The organism is Nocardioides thalensis, from assembly GCF_013410655.1.
Taxonomy (GTDB): domain Bacteria; phylum Actinomycetota; class Actinomycetes; order Propionibacteriales; family Nocardioidaceae; genus Nocardioides; species Nocardioides thalensis.
In genome coordinates, this window is the sequence record NZ_JACCFP010000001.1 from 2994181 (window position 1) to 3007895 (window position 13715).

General features: G+C 73.0%; 15 protein-coding genes. 12 read left to right on the top strand and 3 right to left on the bottom strand.

Annotation, left to right across the window (positions count from 1 at the left end):
• Positions 1–2 precede the first annotated feature (2 nt).
• The 7 genes from HNR19_RS14625 to HNR19_RS14655 all read left to right on the top strand — a co-directional run bounded on the left by HNR19_RS14625 (position 3) and on the right by HNR19_RS14655 (position 8148).
• On the top strand, positions 3–1607 hold the full coding sequence (locus HNR19_RS14625; RefSeq protein ID WP_179668606.1) for a 5-guanidino-2-oxopentanoate decarboxylase: 1605 nt from the start codon (positions 3–5) through the stop codon (positions 1605–1607).
• Positions 1604–2773: a Glu/Leu/Phe/Val dehydrogenase dimerization domain-containing protein gene (locus HNR19_RS14630; RefSeq protein WP_179668607.1), complete on the top strand. Its 1170-nt coding sequence runs from the start codon at positions 1604–1606 to the stop codon at positions 2771–2773. The genes HNR19_RS14625 and HNR19_RS14630 overlap by 4 nt, the downstream gene beginning before the upstream one ends.
• Positions 2770–4209, top strand: a complete 1440-nt coding sequence (locus tag HNR19_RS14635) for an aldehyde dehydrogenase family protein (protein ID WP_218910264.1) — start codon at positions 2770–2772, stop codon at positions 4207–4209. Before HNR19_RS14630 ends, HNR19_RS14635 begins: the two co-directional genes overlap by 4 nt.
• Positions 4206–5114 carry an EamA family transporter gene (locus tag HNR19_RS14640; RefSeq protein WP_179668608.1) on the top strand — a complete coding sequence of 303 codons (909 nt, stop codon included), beginning with the start codon at positions 4206–4208 and terminating at the stop codon, positions 5112–5114. Before HNR19_RS14635 ends, HNR19_RS14640 begins: the two co-directional genes overlap by 4 nt.
• Before the next feature lie 48 nt (positions 5115–5162).
• Positions 5163–6704, top strand: a complete 1542-nt coding sequence (locus HNR19_RS14645; RefSeq protein WP_179668609.1) for a carboxyl transferase domain-containing protein — start codon at positions 5163–5165, stop codon at positions 6702–6704.
• 18 nt (positions 6705–6722) lie between these two features.
• Positions 6723–7076, top strand: coding sequence for an arsenate reductase (glutaredoxin) (arsC, locus tag HNR19_RS14650; protein ID WP_179668610.1), 354 nt, complete (start codon positions 6723–6725; stop codon positions 7074–7076).
• Between the two features lie 64 nt (positions 7077–7140).
• The gene (locus tag HNR19_RS14655) at positions 7141–8148 is read left to right on the top strand and encodes an RNA polymerase subunit sigma-70 (protein WP_179668611.1); all 1008 of its coding nucleotides are present in this window, start codon (positions 7141–7143) and stop codon (positions 8146–8148) included.
• Here HNR19_RS14655 and HNR19_RS14660 read toward each other — a convergent pair.
• Positions 8136–8801 carry an SDR family NAD(P)-dependent oxidoreductase gene (locus HNR19_RS14660; RefSeq protein ID WP_179668612.1) on the bottom strand — a complete coding sequence of 222 codons (666 nt, stop codon included), beginning with the start codon at positions 8799–8801 and terminating at the stop codon, positions 8136–8138. The genes HNR19_RS14655 and HNR19_RS14660 overlap by 13 nt on opposite strands.
• Before the next feature lie 132 nt (positions 8802–8933).
• On the opposite strand from HNR19_RS14660, the gene HNR19_RS14665 reads away from it, so the two are divergent.
• The 5 genes from HNR19_RS14665 to HNR19_RS14685 all read left to right on the top strand — a co-directional run bounded on the left by HNR19_RS14665 (position 8934) and on the right by HNR19_RS14685 (position 12381).
• Complete coding sequence (locus HNR19_RS14665) at positions 8934–9269, top strand: DUF6223 family protein (protein WP_179668613.1); 336 nt, start codon at positions 8934–8936, stop codon at positions 9267–9269.
• Positions 9270–9292: 23 nt separating this feature from the next.
• A complete protein-coding gene (locus HNR19_RS14670) occupies positions 9293–10498 on the top strand; it encodes a sensor histidine kinase (protein WP_179668614.1) in 1206 nt (401 codons plus the stop codon).
• Positions 10495–11184: a response regulator transcription factor gene (locus HNR19_RS14675; protein ID WP_179668615.1), complete on the top strand. Its 690-nt coding sequence runs from the start codon at positions 10495–10497 to the stop codon at positions 11182–11184. Before HNR19_RS14670 ends, HNR19_RS14675 begins: the two co-directional genes overlap by 4 nt.
• A 72-nt stretch (positions 11185–11256) precedes the next feature.
• Positions 11257–11781 carry a COG4315 family predicted lipoprotein gene (locus HNR19_RS14680; protein WP_343047194.1) on the top strand — a complete coding sequence of 175 codons (525 nt, stop codon included), beginning with the start codon at positions 11257–11259 and terminating at the stop codon, positions 11779–11781.
• 141 nt (positions 11782–11922) lie between these two features.
• Positions 11923–12381, top strand: coding sequence for a hotdog fold thioesterase (locus HNR19_RS14685; RefSeq protein WP_218910265.1), 459 nt, complete (start codon positions 11923–11925; stop codon positions 12379–12381).
• Positions 12382–12389: 8 nt separating this feature from the next.
• On the opposite strand, the gene HNR19_RS14690 is transcribed toward HNR19_RS14685, so the two are convergent.
• Both HNR19_RS14690 and HNR19_RS14695 read right to left on the bottom strand, forming a co-directional pair.
• Positions 12390–13346, bottom strand: a complete 957-nt coding sequence (locus tag HNR19_RS14690; protein WP_179668617.1) for an RNA polymerase subunit sigma-70 — start codon at positions 13344–13346, stop codon at positions 12390–12392.
• Positions 13346–13714, bottom strand: coding sequence for a nuclear transport factor 2 family protein (locus HNR19_RS14695; protein WP_179668618.1), 369 nt, complete (start codon positions 13712–13714; stop codon positions 13346–13348). The genes HNR19_RS14690 and HNR19_RS14695 overlap by 1 nt, the downstream gene beginning before the upstream one ends.
• Position 13715 lies beyond the last annotated feature (1 nt).

Sequence of the window (13715 nt, forward strand, 5' to 3'; positions counted from 1 at the left end):
ACATGGCCGAGCAGATGACGGGCGGCGCGGCGCTGGTCGCCGCGCTCGCCGCGCACGGGGTCGACGTCGTGTTCGGGATCCCCGGCACCCACAACCTCGAGATCTACGAGCACCTGCCACGCCACGGCATCCGCCACGTCGGCACCCGGCACGAGCAGGGCGCGGGCTACGCCGCCGACGGCTACGCCCGTACGACGGGACGGGTCGGCGTCGCCGTGGTCACCACCGGCCCGGCGCTCCTCAACGCCGCAGCGGCCGTCGGGCAGGCCTACTCCGACTCGGTACCGCTGCTCGTGGTCTCCCCCGGACTGCCGCTGCGGCACCCCGCCGCCGGCAACGGGCTGCTCCATGAGACACGCGACCAGGGGGCCGCGATGGCCGCGGTCGCGGCCGCGAGCCTGCGTGCGACCAGCGTGGCGGAGATCCCGACCGCGGTGGCGCAGGCGTTCGCCCTGATGACCTCCGGGCGTCCGCGGCCCGTCCACCTCGAGGTGCCGCTCGACGTCCTCGAGGAGTCCGGAGACGTCGAGGTCGTCGCACCGGTCCGGCCCGCGCGCCAGCGTCCCTCCTCGACCGACGTCGCGGCCGCCGCACGACTGCTCGAGGGCGCGGACCGCCCGGTCCTGGTGGTCGGAGGGGGTGCGCGCGGCGCCGCTGAGGCCGTCCGCGTGTTCGCCGAGCGGACCGGCGCGGCGGTCGTCACCACCACCAACGGCAAGGGCGTCCTGCCCGAGGACCATCCCCTCGCCCTGGGCGCCGGCGTCCACCTGCCTGCCGTGCGCGCGCTCGTCGACGAGTCCGACGTCGTCGTCGCCGTGGGCACCGAGTTGGCACCGTCCGACCTCTGGTACGGCCCGCTCCCGCTGGCCGGGAAGCTCGTCCGCATCGACCTCGACCCGGTCGGCGCCGTCACCAACGCGGCCGGCGAGGTCACGGTCCTCGGCGACGCCTCAGCGGTGCTCACCGAGCTGAGGGATCGCCTCGCGCCACGCGAGCCGCGCCCCGACATCGAGGCATGGCGCGACCGCAAGCGCAAGGACGCCGAGACCGAGGGCGCGGAGTGGCTCGCGGTCGTCGAGGCGCTGGGCGCGGCACTGCCACGCGACGCCGTCGTGGCCGCCGACAACGCGATGGTCTGCTACTACGGCGCGCTCGCCAACCTGAGCACGCACACGCCGGGTTCGTTCCTGTTCCCGACGGGGTACGGCACGCTCGGCTACGGCCTGCCCGCCGGCATCGGCGCGAAGATCGGTGATCCCCAGCGCCCCGTCGTCGCATTGCTCGGCGACGGCGGCGTCATGTTCACCGTCGCCGAGCTGGCGACCGCGGCCGAGCAGCGGATCGCGCTGCCCGTGGTCGTCGTCGACAACGAGGGCTACGGCGAGATCCGCAACGAGATGGCGGAGCGGTCGGATCCCGTGCACGCCGTCACGTTCACCGCGCCCGACTTCGCGGCACTCGGTCGTGCCGTCGGTTGCGCAGGCGTCACGGTCGACCTCGCCGCCGGCGCCGAGCCGGCGTCCCTCACCACCGCGGTCCGCGACGCCCTCGTCGCCGACCGCCCCACCGTCATCCACGTCCGCGTCCCGCGAGGAGGCACCGCATGAGCTCACTGCTCGAGATCACCTGGACCGACCCGGTCACCGGCCGCCACGGCTACGTCGTCATCGACACCCTCGTCCGTGGCCTCGCGAGCGGCGGCCTGCGCCTCCGCGAGGGCTGCACCCTCGCCGAGGTCCGCGGCCTCGCACAGGGGATGACGCGCAAGGAGGCACTCGTCTACGACCCGGCCGACCGTTACCTCCCGCTCGGTGGCGGCAAGGGCGGGATCGACATCGACCCGGCCGACCCGCAGGCCGTCGACGTCCTGCGCCGGTTCCTCACCGCCGTGCTGCCGGTGGTCCGCGAGCAGTGGAACACCGGCGAGGACTTCGGTCTGCGGCAGGAGACGATCGACAAGGTGGCGGCCGACCTCGGCCTCGCCTCCACGGTCGAGGCGGTGTTCGCGACCCTCGACGACGCCCCCGCCGCGCGGCAACGGCTCGCTTCCGCCTTCGCGTGCCTGGTGGACGGCATCTCTCTCGGTGACCTCGTCGGCGGCTACGGCGTGGCGCAGGCAGGGCTCGTCGCGGCGGAGCGTCACGCCCTCGAACCGTCCGCGACGACGGCCGTGGTCCAGGGCTTCGGCTCCATCGGAGGCGCAGCAGCGCGCTACCTCGCTCGCGCCGGCGTCCGCGTCGTCGCTGTCGCCGACCGTGCCGGTCTGGTCCGTGACGACGCCGGGCTCGACGTCGAGGCGCTCCTCGCGGCGCGCGACGACCTCGGCGTGATCGACCGGGCGGCGCTGCCGGCCGGCGCCCGGGTCGACGACGCCGAATGGCTCGACGTGCCTTGCGACCTCCTCGTCCCCGCCGCGATGTCCTACGTGATCGCCGAGTCCGACGCTGCTCGCGTACGGGCACGGATCGTGGTCGAGGGCGCCAACATGCCGACACTGCCGGAGGCCGAGGCTGCGCTGGCGGCCCGCGGCATCCCGGTCGTGCCGGACTTCCTCGCCAACGTGATGACCAACGCCTGGTGGTGGTGGATCGTCTTCGGCGACATCGAGCCGACCGCCGGGTCGTCGTTCGCGAAGATCGACGTGGTCATGAGGAGGCTGGTCACGACGGTCGCGGACGACGCCGACGCCACCGGCCGCACCCTGCGCGCCAGCGCGCTCGAGCTGGCCGACAGCAACGCACAGGCGGTGCTGGCGCGGGCCGGCGTCCGGTGAGCGCGCACGACATCTGGTCACGGGCGGAGGTCTTCATCGACGGTGAGTGGCGGTCGCCGTACGACGGCGGCAGGGCCGAGGTCGAGAACCCCGCGACCGAGTCCATCGTCGGGACCGCCGCGGAGGCCGGCGCGCGTGATGTCGACGACGCCGTGGCGGCCGCACGCCGTGCCCACCCGGCGTGGTCGGCGCAGGCGCACGAGGATCGGGTTGCGCTCCTGGGCGACTGGCTGGCACTGCTCGAGAAGAGCTACGACACGCTCGTCGACACCACGGTCGCCGAGCTCGGCGCGCCGGTGGCCATCGCCCGCGAGGCCCACGTCGACACCGCCCTGGCGGTCCTGCGCGCCTATCTCGACGCCGCCGCCGAGGTGCGGTGGGAGGAGCGGATCGGTCACTCGACCGTGCTGCGGTCAGCGATCGGCGTCGCCGCGTGCATCACGCCGTGGAACTACCCGCTGTACCAGGTGCTGGCCAAGGTCGGCGGCGCTCTCGTCGCGGGCAGCACGGTGGTCCTCAAGCCGGCCGAGCTGACGCCGCTCTCGGCGTACCTCCTCCTCGATGCGGCCACCGAGGCGGGCCTGCCGCCCGGGGTGCTCAACCTGGTGCCGGGGCGCGGCCAGGTCGTCGGCGAGGCCATGGTCAGCCACCCCGACGTCGACGTGGTGTCGTTCACCGGCTCGACCGCCGTCGGCGTGCGGATCTCCGAGCTCGCGGCGCGCGACGTCAAGCGGGTATGCCTCGAGCTCGGCGGCAAGTCCGCCAGCATCGTCCTCGACGACGCGGATCTCGCGACAGCCGTCACGGCGAGCGTTCAAGGCGGGATGCTCAACTCCGGCCAGACCTGCAGCGCCTGGTCGCGGCTGCTCGTGCCCGAGCGCCTCCTGCCCGACGCCCTCGCCGCGGCCGGGTCGGCCGCGGCCGATCTCGTCGTCGGAGACCCCCGGTCCGAGTCGACCTGGATCGGGCCGGTCGTGTCCGCGGGCCAGCGCCGCACCGTCTCGGGGTACGTCGACCGCGCGGTCGCCGCGGGCGCGCGGGTTGTCACCGGCGGCACCGGCGCACCGTTCGAGCGCGGCCACTTCCACGCGCCGACGATCCTGACGGGCGTCGCCGCGGACGCCGAGGTGGTCCGCGACGAAGTCTTCGGGCCGGTCGTCACAGTTCAGGGCTACGCCGACGTCGACGAGGCGATCGACCTGGCCAACGACAGTCCCTACGGCCTGCACGGAGCCGTGTGGTCCGGCGACGGCGGCCGGGCCTACGCCGTGGCCCGCCGCCTGCGCACGGGGCAGGTAGACATCAACGGGGCGGAGTTCAACCCAGCGGCGCCGTTCGGCGGGTTCCGTCGATCCGGCAACGGACGCGAGCTCGGCCGCTTCGGGATCGAGGAGTTCCTCGAGACCACCTCGATCCAGCGACCGGCGCACCGGTGACCGCGACGGCGGTCGCCGCGGACCGTCGTACCGCGCGCCTGGCGGCCCTCGCCCTGATCGCGGTGACGGCGATCTGGGGCTCGACGTTCGCGATCTCCAAGGACCTGATCGAGCGGCTTCCGGTCGCGGACTACCTCGGACTCCGGTTCCTCGTCGCTGCCGCCGTCGTCGCCGCGGTCCGGCCGCGGCTGCTCCGTCAGCTCGACAGGGCCACGGTGCGGACGGGCATCGGGCTGGGTCTGCTCTACGCCGTCGCGCAGCTGCTCCAGTTCGTCGGGCTCCAGCACACGGCACCGACCATCTCGGCCTTCGTGGTCTCCCTCTACGTGGTCTTCACGCCCTTGATGGCGGCGGTCCTGCTGCGCACTCCCCCGGACCGAACGGCGCTGCTGGGCACGGTGCTGGCGACCGTCGGCGTCGCCGTGATGTCGCTGCGCGGCGGCGCGATCGGCAACGGCGAGCTGCTCACTGCGGCGTCGGCGGCGATCTACGCCGCCCACATCCTGGCGATGGCCCGTTGGTCCCGGCCCGGCGCTGCCTTCGCGCTCACGTTCGTGCAGCTGCTGACGATGGGCGCCGTGCTCTCCCTCGTGGCCGTCGACGACGGGCTCCAGGTGCCGCGCGCGGCCGACCTGCCTGCCTTCCTCTACCTCACCGTGATCGCGGCCGGGGTCGCCCTGCTGGTGCAGACCTGGGCCCAGGGCCACCTTCCTGCCACCCAGGCGTCCGTGCTGATGGTGCTCGAGCCGGTGTGGGCCGCTGTGTTCGCTCTGCTGCTGTGGTCCGAGCAGCTCGGGCCGCGCACCGTCCTTGGCGGCCTGCTCATCCTGTCGGCCATGCTGCTCGTGGTCGCGCGACCGAGCGCTCCGGCCGTCCCGGAGCCACCACCGCCCGTCCATCCGTGACGGCGAGACCCGTCCGAGCCACGCGGGACCGCCACTAGAGTCGCGGCCGTGAACGGTGAGCTCCCCCACGAGCAGCGGCAGCGCGAGCTGCTCGACGACGCCCGGCCGGACCAGGTGGCGAAGCAGCACGCACGCGGCAAGCTCACCGCCCGCGAGCGGATCGCCCTGCTCACCGACGAGGGGACCTTCGTGGAGATCGGGGCGCTCGCTCGTCCCGAGGTCGGTCCCGAGGGGAAGGACATCCCGGCGGACGGGATCATCACGGGGACCGCGCTGATCGACGGGCGGCCCTCGGTCATCGTCGCGAGCGACTACACCGCCGCCGGCGGCAGCAACGGCATGCTCGGCAACGAGAAGGCGCGCCGCTGCATCGAGATCGCCGCCACCCGGGGCATCCCGATGGTGAGCCTCTTCGACGGCGGCGGCCACCGGATCACCGAGGGCCTCGACGCGCGCGACTTCGCCGGCGGCATCGACATCCAGGAGCTCGCGACCCGGCTGTCGGGCTGGGTGCCGCTCGTGTGCGCGTTCCTCGGCCCGGGCTACGGCCAGCCGGCGCTCTCCGGCGCGATCGCCGACTACGCGGTCGCCGTACGCGGCATCGCGACGATCGGGATGGCGCCGCCCGCCCTGGTGAAGGCGGCGACCGGGGAGGACGTCGACGAGCAGGCGATGTTCGGCGCCGACGCGCAGGCCGAGTTCGGGACGGTCGACCTCGTCGTCGACGACGAGGAGGACGCGATGCTCGCGCTGCGCGTCTTCCTGGCGACGCTGCCTCCCAACGCCGAGGCGCCGCTGCCGGTCGAGCGCGGGCTGAAGCCCCAGCTCGAGGCGGCACGCAGGCTCGACGGCGTCGTACCTGCCGACCCGCGTGCGGGCTACGACATGAACGACGTCCTCGCCGGCCTCGTCGACGAGGACAGCGAGATCGAGCTCAAGTCGGGCTTCGCCCGCAACATGATCACTTCGCTCGCCACGATCGACGGCCACCCGATCGGCATCGTGGCGAGCCAGCCGACCGTGCTCGCCGGCGCGCTCGACACCGACGCCGCCGACAAGGCCGCTCATCTGGTCTCCCTGTGCGACGCGTTCGGGATCCCCGTGCTGCTCCTCATCGACCAGCCCGGGCTCGCCGTCGGCGCCGCCGCCGAGCGCAGCGGGCTGACCCGCAGCACCGGCCGCCTCTCGATAGCGCTCGGCAGCGCCACCGTGCCGGTCTTCAGCGTCCTGGTGCGGAAGGGGTACGGCGGCGGCTACGTCATCCTCGGGGGCGGGCGCTCGTACCGCCCGGAGCTGGTGCTTGCGTGGCCGCACGCCGAGACCGGCGTGATGAGCCCGGACTCGGCGATCGACCTGGTGTTCCGCAAGGACCTGGAGTCCGCCGCCGACCCCGCTGCGCGCCGGCAGGAGCTGATCTCGCTGTTCGGCGACCGGCTCGGTGCGGTCCGTGGTGCCGAGGGCTTCGGCTTCGACGCCGTGATCCGGCCGAGCGAGACGCGCGACCTGCTCGCGGCGACCCTCGCCACGCTTCCCCGGCGCAAGCTGATGCAGGGGGTCACCCCGCGACACCACCCGGTGCAGCCCCTCTGAAGGTGGCAGGGTGGTCGCGTGACCGACGTGACCGTCTTCGAGAAGCCGACCTGCACCACCTGCCGCAACCTCTTCGTCCTGCTGCGCGAGAAGGGCATCGACGCCGAGCGGATCGACTACCACGTGCTCGGCCTGACCGCCGAGCAGCTCGACGAGATCCTCGCCAAGACCGGCCTCACGCCGCGCGAGCTGCTCCGCACCCGCGAGCCCGCCTACAAGGAGCTCGGGCTCGACGACCCGTCCGTGACCGACGAGGCGATCGTCGAGGCGATGCTCGCCCACCCGGAGCTGCTCCAGCGGCCGGTCGTGATCAAGGGCGACCGCGCTGTCCTCGCCCGCCCCGTCGAGAAGGTGCTCGACCTCTTCGAGTGATGAGTCGTCGCGCCCTGCGCCGTCATACCCCCGACAGGACATCGACAGGCGGAAGGACGAGGCGATGAGTGTGGACACGCGACCGGAGGGGCTGGGCGTGAGCGACCTGGGCGAGCTCGACGAGGCGGCCTTCACGGGGCTGGCCGAGAAGCACCGGCGGGAGCTGCACGTGCACTGCTACCGGATGCTCGGGTCGTTCGAGGACGCCGAGGACACCGTCCAGGAGACGTTCCTCCGCGCGTGGCGGCGGCGCGAGACGTTCGCTGGACGGTCGACGTTCCGGGCGTGGCTCTACAAGATCGCGACCAACGCCTGCCTCGACCTGATCGCCAAGCGACGGCCCGCGCCTGCCTCCGGCGGCGAGGTGCTCTGGCTGCAGCCCTACCCGGACCGCCTGCTCGACGAGCTGCGCGCGGACGACGCCGATGAGCCGGAGGCGGTCGCCGTCGCGCGGGAGACGATCGAGCTGGCCTACGTCGCCGCGGTGCAGCACCTCGCGCCGCGGCCGCGCGCCGTGCTGATCCTGAGGGACGTGGTCGGCTGGCCGGCCAAGGAGGTCGCGGAGGCGCTCGGCGACTCCGTGAACTCGGTCAACAGCGCGCTCCAGCGGGCCCGCGCCGGACTGCGGGAGCACCTCCCCGCGGAGCGACAGGAGTGGACCGGCGGCGACGAGGACGCCGAGACCCGCGAGCTGGTGCGCCGGTACGCCGCGGCCAGCGTGGAGGCGGACATCGACCGGCTGGCGACGATGCTGCGCGACGACGTACGGACCGCGATGCCGCCCACGCCGGGGGTGTACGCCGGCCGCGACGCCGTCGTGCACTACTGGGTGGAGAGTGGCTACGCGGACATGTCGGGGCTGCGCGCCGTACTGACGTCGGCGAACCGGCAGCCCGCCCTCGGCTACTACGAGTGGCGGGAGCACGAGGGCGCCTACCTGCCGCTGACGGTGGACGTCCTCCGGGTCGTCGACGGGCGGATCGCCGAGATCCTCACGTTCCACGATGACCAGTTCCCTCGGCTCGGCCTGCCTGGCAGCCTTCCTCGGGAACGGGACGATCAGCCGTCGTAGGCGACGTGCGGCGTCCACTCCTCGGCGCTACGGGTGACCGCGGCCCACATCGCGTCGGCGATCAGCGGCGGAGCGAACGGGCCGTCCTTGGCGAGGGATCCGTTGATCTGCACGGCCACGGCGCGGATTCCGTCGGGCTTGAGCGCCGCGTCGACGCTGGTGACGAGGTTGCGCACGGCCGCCTTCTGCACGCCCAGGGACGCCGCGCGGTGCCACGGCTTGTCGGCGGCGACGCTGCCGGTCACGAGGATCCGCCCGCCGTCCGCGAAGTAGGGGCGCGCCGCTTGGAGCGCGGGCAGGAGCGCGCCGGCGCCGAGCGTGAGGTCCTCGAGCAGCTCGGGGACCGTGAGCTCCAGCGGGTTCTTCTCGCGCCACGCGCTGGGGTTGAAGTGGAGCACGTCGATGCGGCCGTGCCTCTCGCCCACGGCCTTCACGACCCGCGTGACGTCGTCGGGATCGGTGAGATCGATGCCGGAGCCCTCAGCGGCGAAGCCCTCGCCACGGAGCGTCTCCGCGAGGTCGTCCGCGCCCTCGTCGGAATCGGTCGTGAGCACGGCGAGGTAGCCCTCCCGCGCGAACCGACGGGCGACGCTGAGGCCCAGGCCGGGGCCACCGCCGAGCACGACAAGGACTGGCTGGTCTGACTGGGTCACGTGCCGAGCCTATGCCGGACCACGGTCGCGTCCTTCGGGGCATGCCGGCCGTCTCCGACTACGCCCGTCGACGTAGGACGACGCGCTTCTCACCCGATCCCCGTAGCCCCGGACCGGCGCACGATCGTCGTCATGGACACCACACACCTCGTGACCGCGGCGGCGTACGACCTGACGACCGGCCGCGCGCTCACCCTCGTCGCCATCCCGTTCGGAGTGCTGGGGGTCGTCCTCGGCGCGCGAGCGCTCCGCGCTGCCCGGCTCTCCCCGGCCACGGGCGTCGCCAGCATCGTCAGCCTGGGCCTCGGCACCTTGATCCTCGTCACCGCGGACGGTGGACCGGGGAGCGGCAGCGGAGTCGTGGGAGCCGTCCTGGCGATGGTGCTCGGCGCCGCGGGCATGGTGCTCGGCGGGCTCGGTCACCTCGCGTCGATCAGGAACGAGAGGAGGACGAGGGCGCCCGCGTGACTCGGCGAACCTAGGATCGCCCCATGTTCGCGCGAGGCGCAGGAGCGGTGCGCACGGACGTCCTGCTCGCGCTGGTCGTCACGGCGGTCCAGGTGCTGGGCGTGCACGTCCGCGGTCCGGAGGTCAACGAGCGCCCGATCACCGACCTGGCCGGTCTCGGCATCGCCCTGCTCGTCCTCCCCGGGCTCGCGTTGGCCGTACGGCGCCGCTGGCCGGGCATCGTCCTCGCGCTCGCGGCGCTCACCAGCGGCGCTTACTACCTCCTCGACTTCTCCGACGGCCCCGGCTGGCTCGCGCTCTTCATCGCCCTCTACACGGTGACCGCGTACGGCGACGGTCGCCGCTCGGTGCGGATCGCGGCGATCACCATCGCCGCGCTCGCTGCCGTCTGGCTGGTCGCGGCCACCGACATCGAGCCTGCGCAGGCGATCGGATGGGTGTGGTTCCGGATCGGCGCCGCCGTCATGTCCGCCGCGCTGGGCGAGTCGAGCCGGGCGCGGCAGGTCATCCTCGACGAGGCGGTGGCGCGGGCCGAGCTCGCGGAGCGCAGACGCGAGGAGGAGACCCGGGCGAGGGTCGCCGACGAGCGGGTGCGGATCGCCCGCGAGGTCCACGACACCGTCGCCCACGCGATCGCGATCGTCAACGTGCAGGCCGGCGTCACGGCTCACGTCCTCGACAAGCGGCCCGATCTCGCCCGGGAGAACCTCGTCGCCATCGAGCAGACCAGCTCGCGGGCCCTGGAGGAGATGCGCTCCATCCTCGGGATGCTGCGCAGCGGCGACGACCCGCGGGCGCCGACGCCGGGACTGGCGGAGGTCGACGAGCTCGTCGAGCGCGCCCGCGAGGCGGGGCTGACGGTCGACCGGCAGGACACCGGCCCGGCGTCCGTCACGGTGCCGAGCGCGGTGGGTGCGGCGGCGTACCGGATCGTCCAGGAGGGCCTGACCAACGTGATCCGTCACGTCGGTCCGACCCGGGTGAGCGTCGGCGTGACGACCGAGGCCGGCGAGCTGTGCGTGTCGGTGGTCGACGAAGGCCCGAGTGGCGACGCGCCGGCACCCGGCGCCCCGGACCCCGGTCCCCCGGCACCGGGCCACGGGATCCGCGGCATGCGCGAGCGCTGCGAGCTGCTCGGCGGCCGGCTCGAAGCGGGGCCCAGGGCGGGTCGCGGCTTCGAGGTGCGCGCCCGCATCCCCCTGGCGCTACGCGCAGAGGCGACGGCATGACGACGAGCCACCGCGACGGGCCCATCAAGGTGCTGCTGGTCGACGACGAGGAGCTGGTCCGCTCGGGGTTCCGGCTGCTGCTCGAGCTCGAGGACGGCATCGAGGTGGTCGCCGAGGCGAGCAACGGCACGGAGGCGGTCGACCGCGCCCGCGCGACGCGGCCGGACGTGGTCGTCATGGACATCCGGATGCCGGGAGGCGACGGGATCCGCGCGACGGCCGAGATCGCGGGGACGCGCGGGCTCGAGGGCACCCGGATCCTGATCCTCACGACCTACGAGACCGACGACTACGTCTACGATGCGCTCGAGGCCGGCGCGAGCGGGTTCCTGCTCAAGGACGCCGGCCCCGCCGAGCTGCTCCACGCGATCCGGGTGATCGCCGCCGGCGAGGCACTGCTGGCGCCCCGGATCACCCGACGCCTGATCAGCCAGGTGACCGCGGCGCGGAAAGCGACCGCCGCGGCCGAGGAGCGGCTCGCCGTGCTCACCCAGCGCGAGCGGGAGGTCCTCGCCCTCGTCGGCCGCGGTCTGAGCAACGACGAGATCGGGGCTGACCTCTACCTCAGCCCCGCCACGGCCCGGACCCACGTCAGCAACGCCATGGGCAAGCTGGGGGCCCGGGACCGGGCCCAGCTGGTGGTGATCGCCTACGAGACCGGCCTCGTCACGACCGGCGACGACTGACGGTTGTGTCGGCAGGTTCGCCACGGCAGGGTGGCTGCTATGCGAAGAGCGTCCGGTCGACGTACCGCACAGGTGGCAGGCGTCCTCGTCCTCGCCCTCGTCGGCGTGAGCTGCGGGTCCGACGACGGCGGCGAGGCGGCGGACTCCCCGGCGGACTCCCCAGCCTCACCGACGGCGACCAAGGACGGGTCGGGGACGGCTCCCACCAGCGAGGCCACCACGTCCGAGGCCTCCGAGCCGGACGGCACCGCGATCACCACGGCAGCGAGCGACTACGGCGAGGTCCTGTGGGGACCGGGCCGGCAGGTCGTCTACATCTGGGAACAGGAGCCCTCGTCCACCCCCGAGTGCTACGGCGACTGCGCAGTGGCGTGGCCTCCTGTCCTGACGGAGGGCGAGCCGGTCGCCGAGGGTCAGGTGGACGCCGGCCTGCTCGGCACCACCGAGCGACGCGACGGCTCGACGCAGGTCACCTACAACGGGCACCCGCTGTACTACTACGCCCACGAGGGCCCGGGCGAGGTCGAGTGCCACAACGTCGCGACCCACGGCGGGTTGTGGTGGGTCATCACCCCGGACGGAGAGCGCGCGGCCTGAAGATCCGCGTTCGGCGCCTGTTCCTGCGGGCAGCGCGAGTGGCGCTGCGTCTTCCCGACTGAGCGCTCGGGGCGATCCACCGTACGGTACGGTACGGAACGCTTTCCCCTGCTCAGCCGTCCCGACGAAAGGATCCAACCGGTGCCCGATCTGTTCGACCCCACGACGATCGGTCTGCCAGAGGCACAGGGGGTGCTGGCGGCACAGCCCTTCAGCCGGCTCCTCGGTGCCAGGCTGACCAGCTTCGGCGAGGGCGAGGCGGTGCTCGAGATCGACATCACCGACCATCACCGCCAGCAGTTCGGCTTGGTGCACGGCGGCGTGCTCGCCTACTGCGCCGACAACGTGCTGACCTTCGCCGCGGGCACAGTGCTCGGCCCCAGCATCGTCACCAGCGGCCTCAGCGTCACCTATCTCGCAGCGGCCCGCGAGGGAACCCTGCGCGCCACCGCCAAGGTGATCGCACACGATCGGCGTCGCGCGGTGGCCTCGGTGGTCATCGACGAGATCGGAGCCGACGGCAGCGTGCGCACCTGCGCCACGGCCCAGGGCTCCGCGGTCGCCTCCGCACCGCGGTCCGGGGCGCTCGCGGACACGTGAGCGGCCGATCAGGAAGCCTCGCTGCGTCGTGCGGCGACCAGTCGTTCGTCGTTGAAGGCGACGATCCGCGTGATGCGGCCGTCGCGCACGTCGAGGACGTGTACGGCGTGCGGCCGATAGCTGCCGTCGGACGTGCGGACGTAGCAGAGGGCCGCCGGCTGGCCGTTGGCGACGGCAGGCTCGAGGTGCCAGCGGTTCGCTGAGGTGAGGATCCGCCGGTCGAGGAACGCCAGGACCGCGTCGCGGCCCGAGAACCACTCGAGCCGCGGCGGCATCTCGAGCCGGACGTCCTGTCGCAGCAGCTCCGCGAGGCGATGCAGGTCGGCGTCGGCGAAGGCCGCCACGTACTCGTCGACGACCGCGCGGATCCGTGGCTCGTCGGCGTACGTCGGGTGCTCCTCCCGATCGCGGACCCCTGCGCCGTCGAGGGTGCGCCGGGCTCGGGCGAGAGCGCTGTAGACCGCTGCGGTGGACATGTCGAGGACCTGACCGACCTCGGCGGGCTTGAGGCCCAGGACGTCGCAGAGCAGCAGCGCGGCGCGCTGTCGTGGCGCGAGATGCTGCAACGCGACGACGAAGGCAAGCCTGATGTCGGCGTTCTGGTCGGCGATCGCCTCCGGCTCGGACGCCGCGGTCGACGTGACGAAGGGGGTGAGCCAGGGCAGGTCCTCTCCCGGTTCGAGCTCCGCTTCCGGAGTGGTCGACGGTGGGTTCAGGCCGGAGGGAAGAGGGCGCCGGGCACGCTTCTCCAGTGCGGTGAGGCACACGCGAGTGGCGATCCGGTACAGCCACGTCTTGATCGACGACCTCCCCTCGAAGGAGTCCAGGGCCCGCCACGCACGGAGCAACGTCTCCTGCGTCAGGTCCTCGGCGTCGTGGATCGAGCCGGACATCCGGTAGCAGTGGGCGAGGATCTCTCCCCGGTACCGGGTCAGGTCGTCGAGCTCGACGGCGGGCATCTGCATCAGCCCTCGACGGAGCTCGTGGGCCGCATCGCAGCGGTGTCGAACAGCAGGTCGTTCCTGACGATCAACCCGTCCTGCACGACGTAGAGGTCGGCCGCGCGGATCACGCCGAACGGTGCGGTGTGCATGTCGTAGAGCAGCATCGCGCGCGACTCGTCGCCGAAGGTCTCGAGCAGGTCCAGCCCGGTGACGACCCCGGAGAACTCGCCGACCGCTGCGAGGTAGGCATCGCGGCCACGGATCTGCACCCTGGGGCTGGTGAAGGCCACCTCGTCGGCCACCCACTCCGCGGCATCCTCCATCTGGCGCGATGCGAACGCCTTCACGAAGGCGGTGGCGACCTCACGGGGCGTCGTGGACAAGGACATG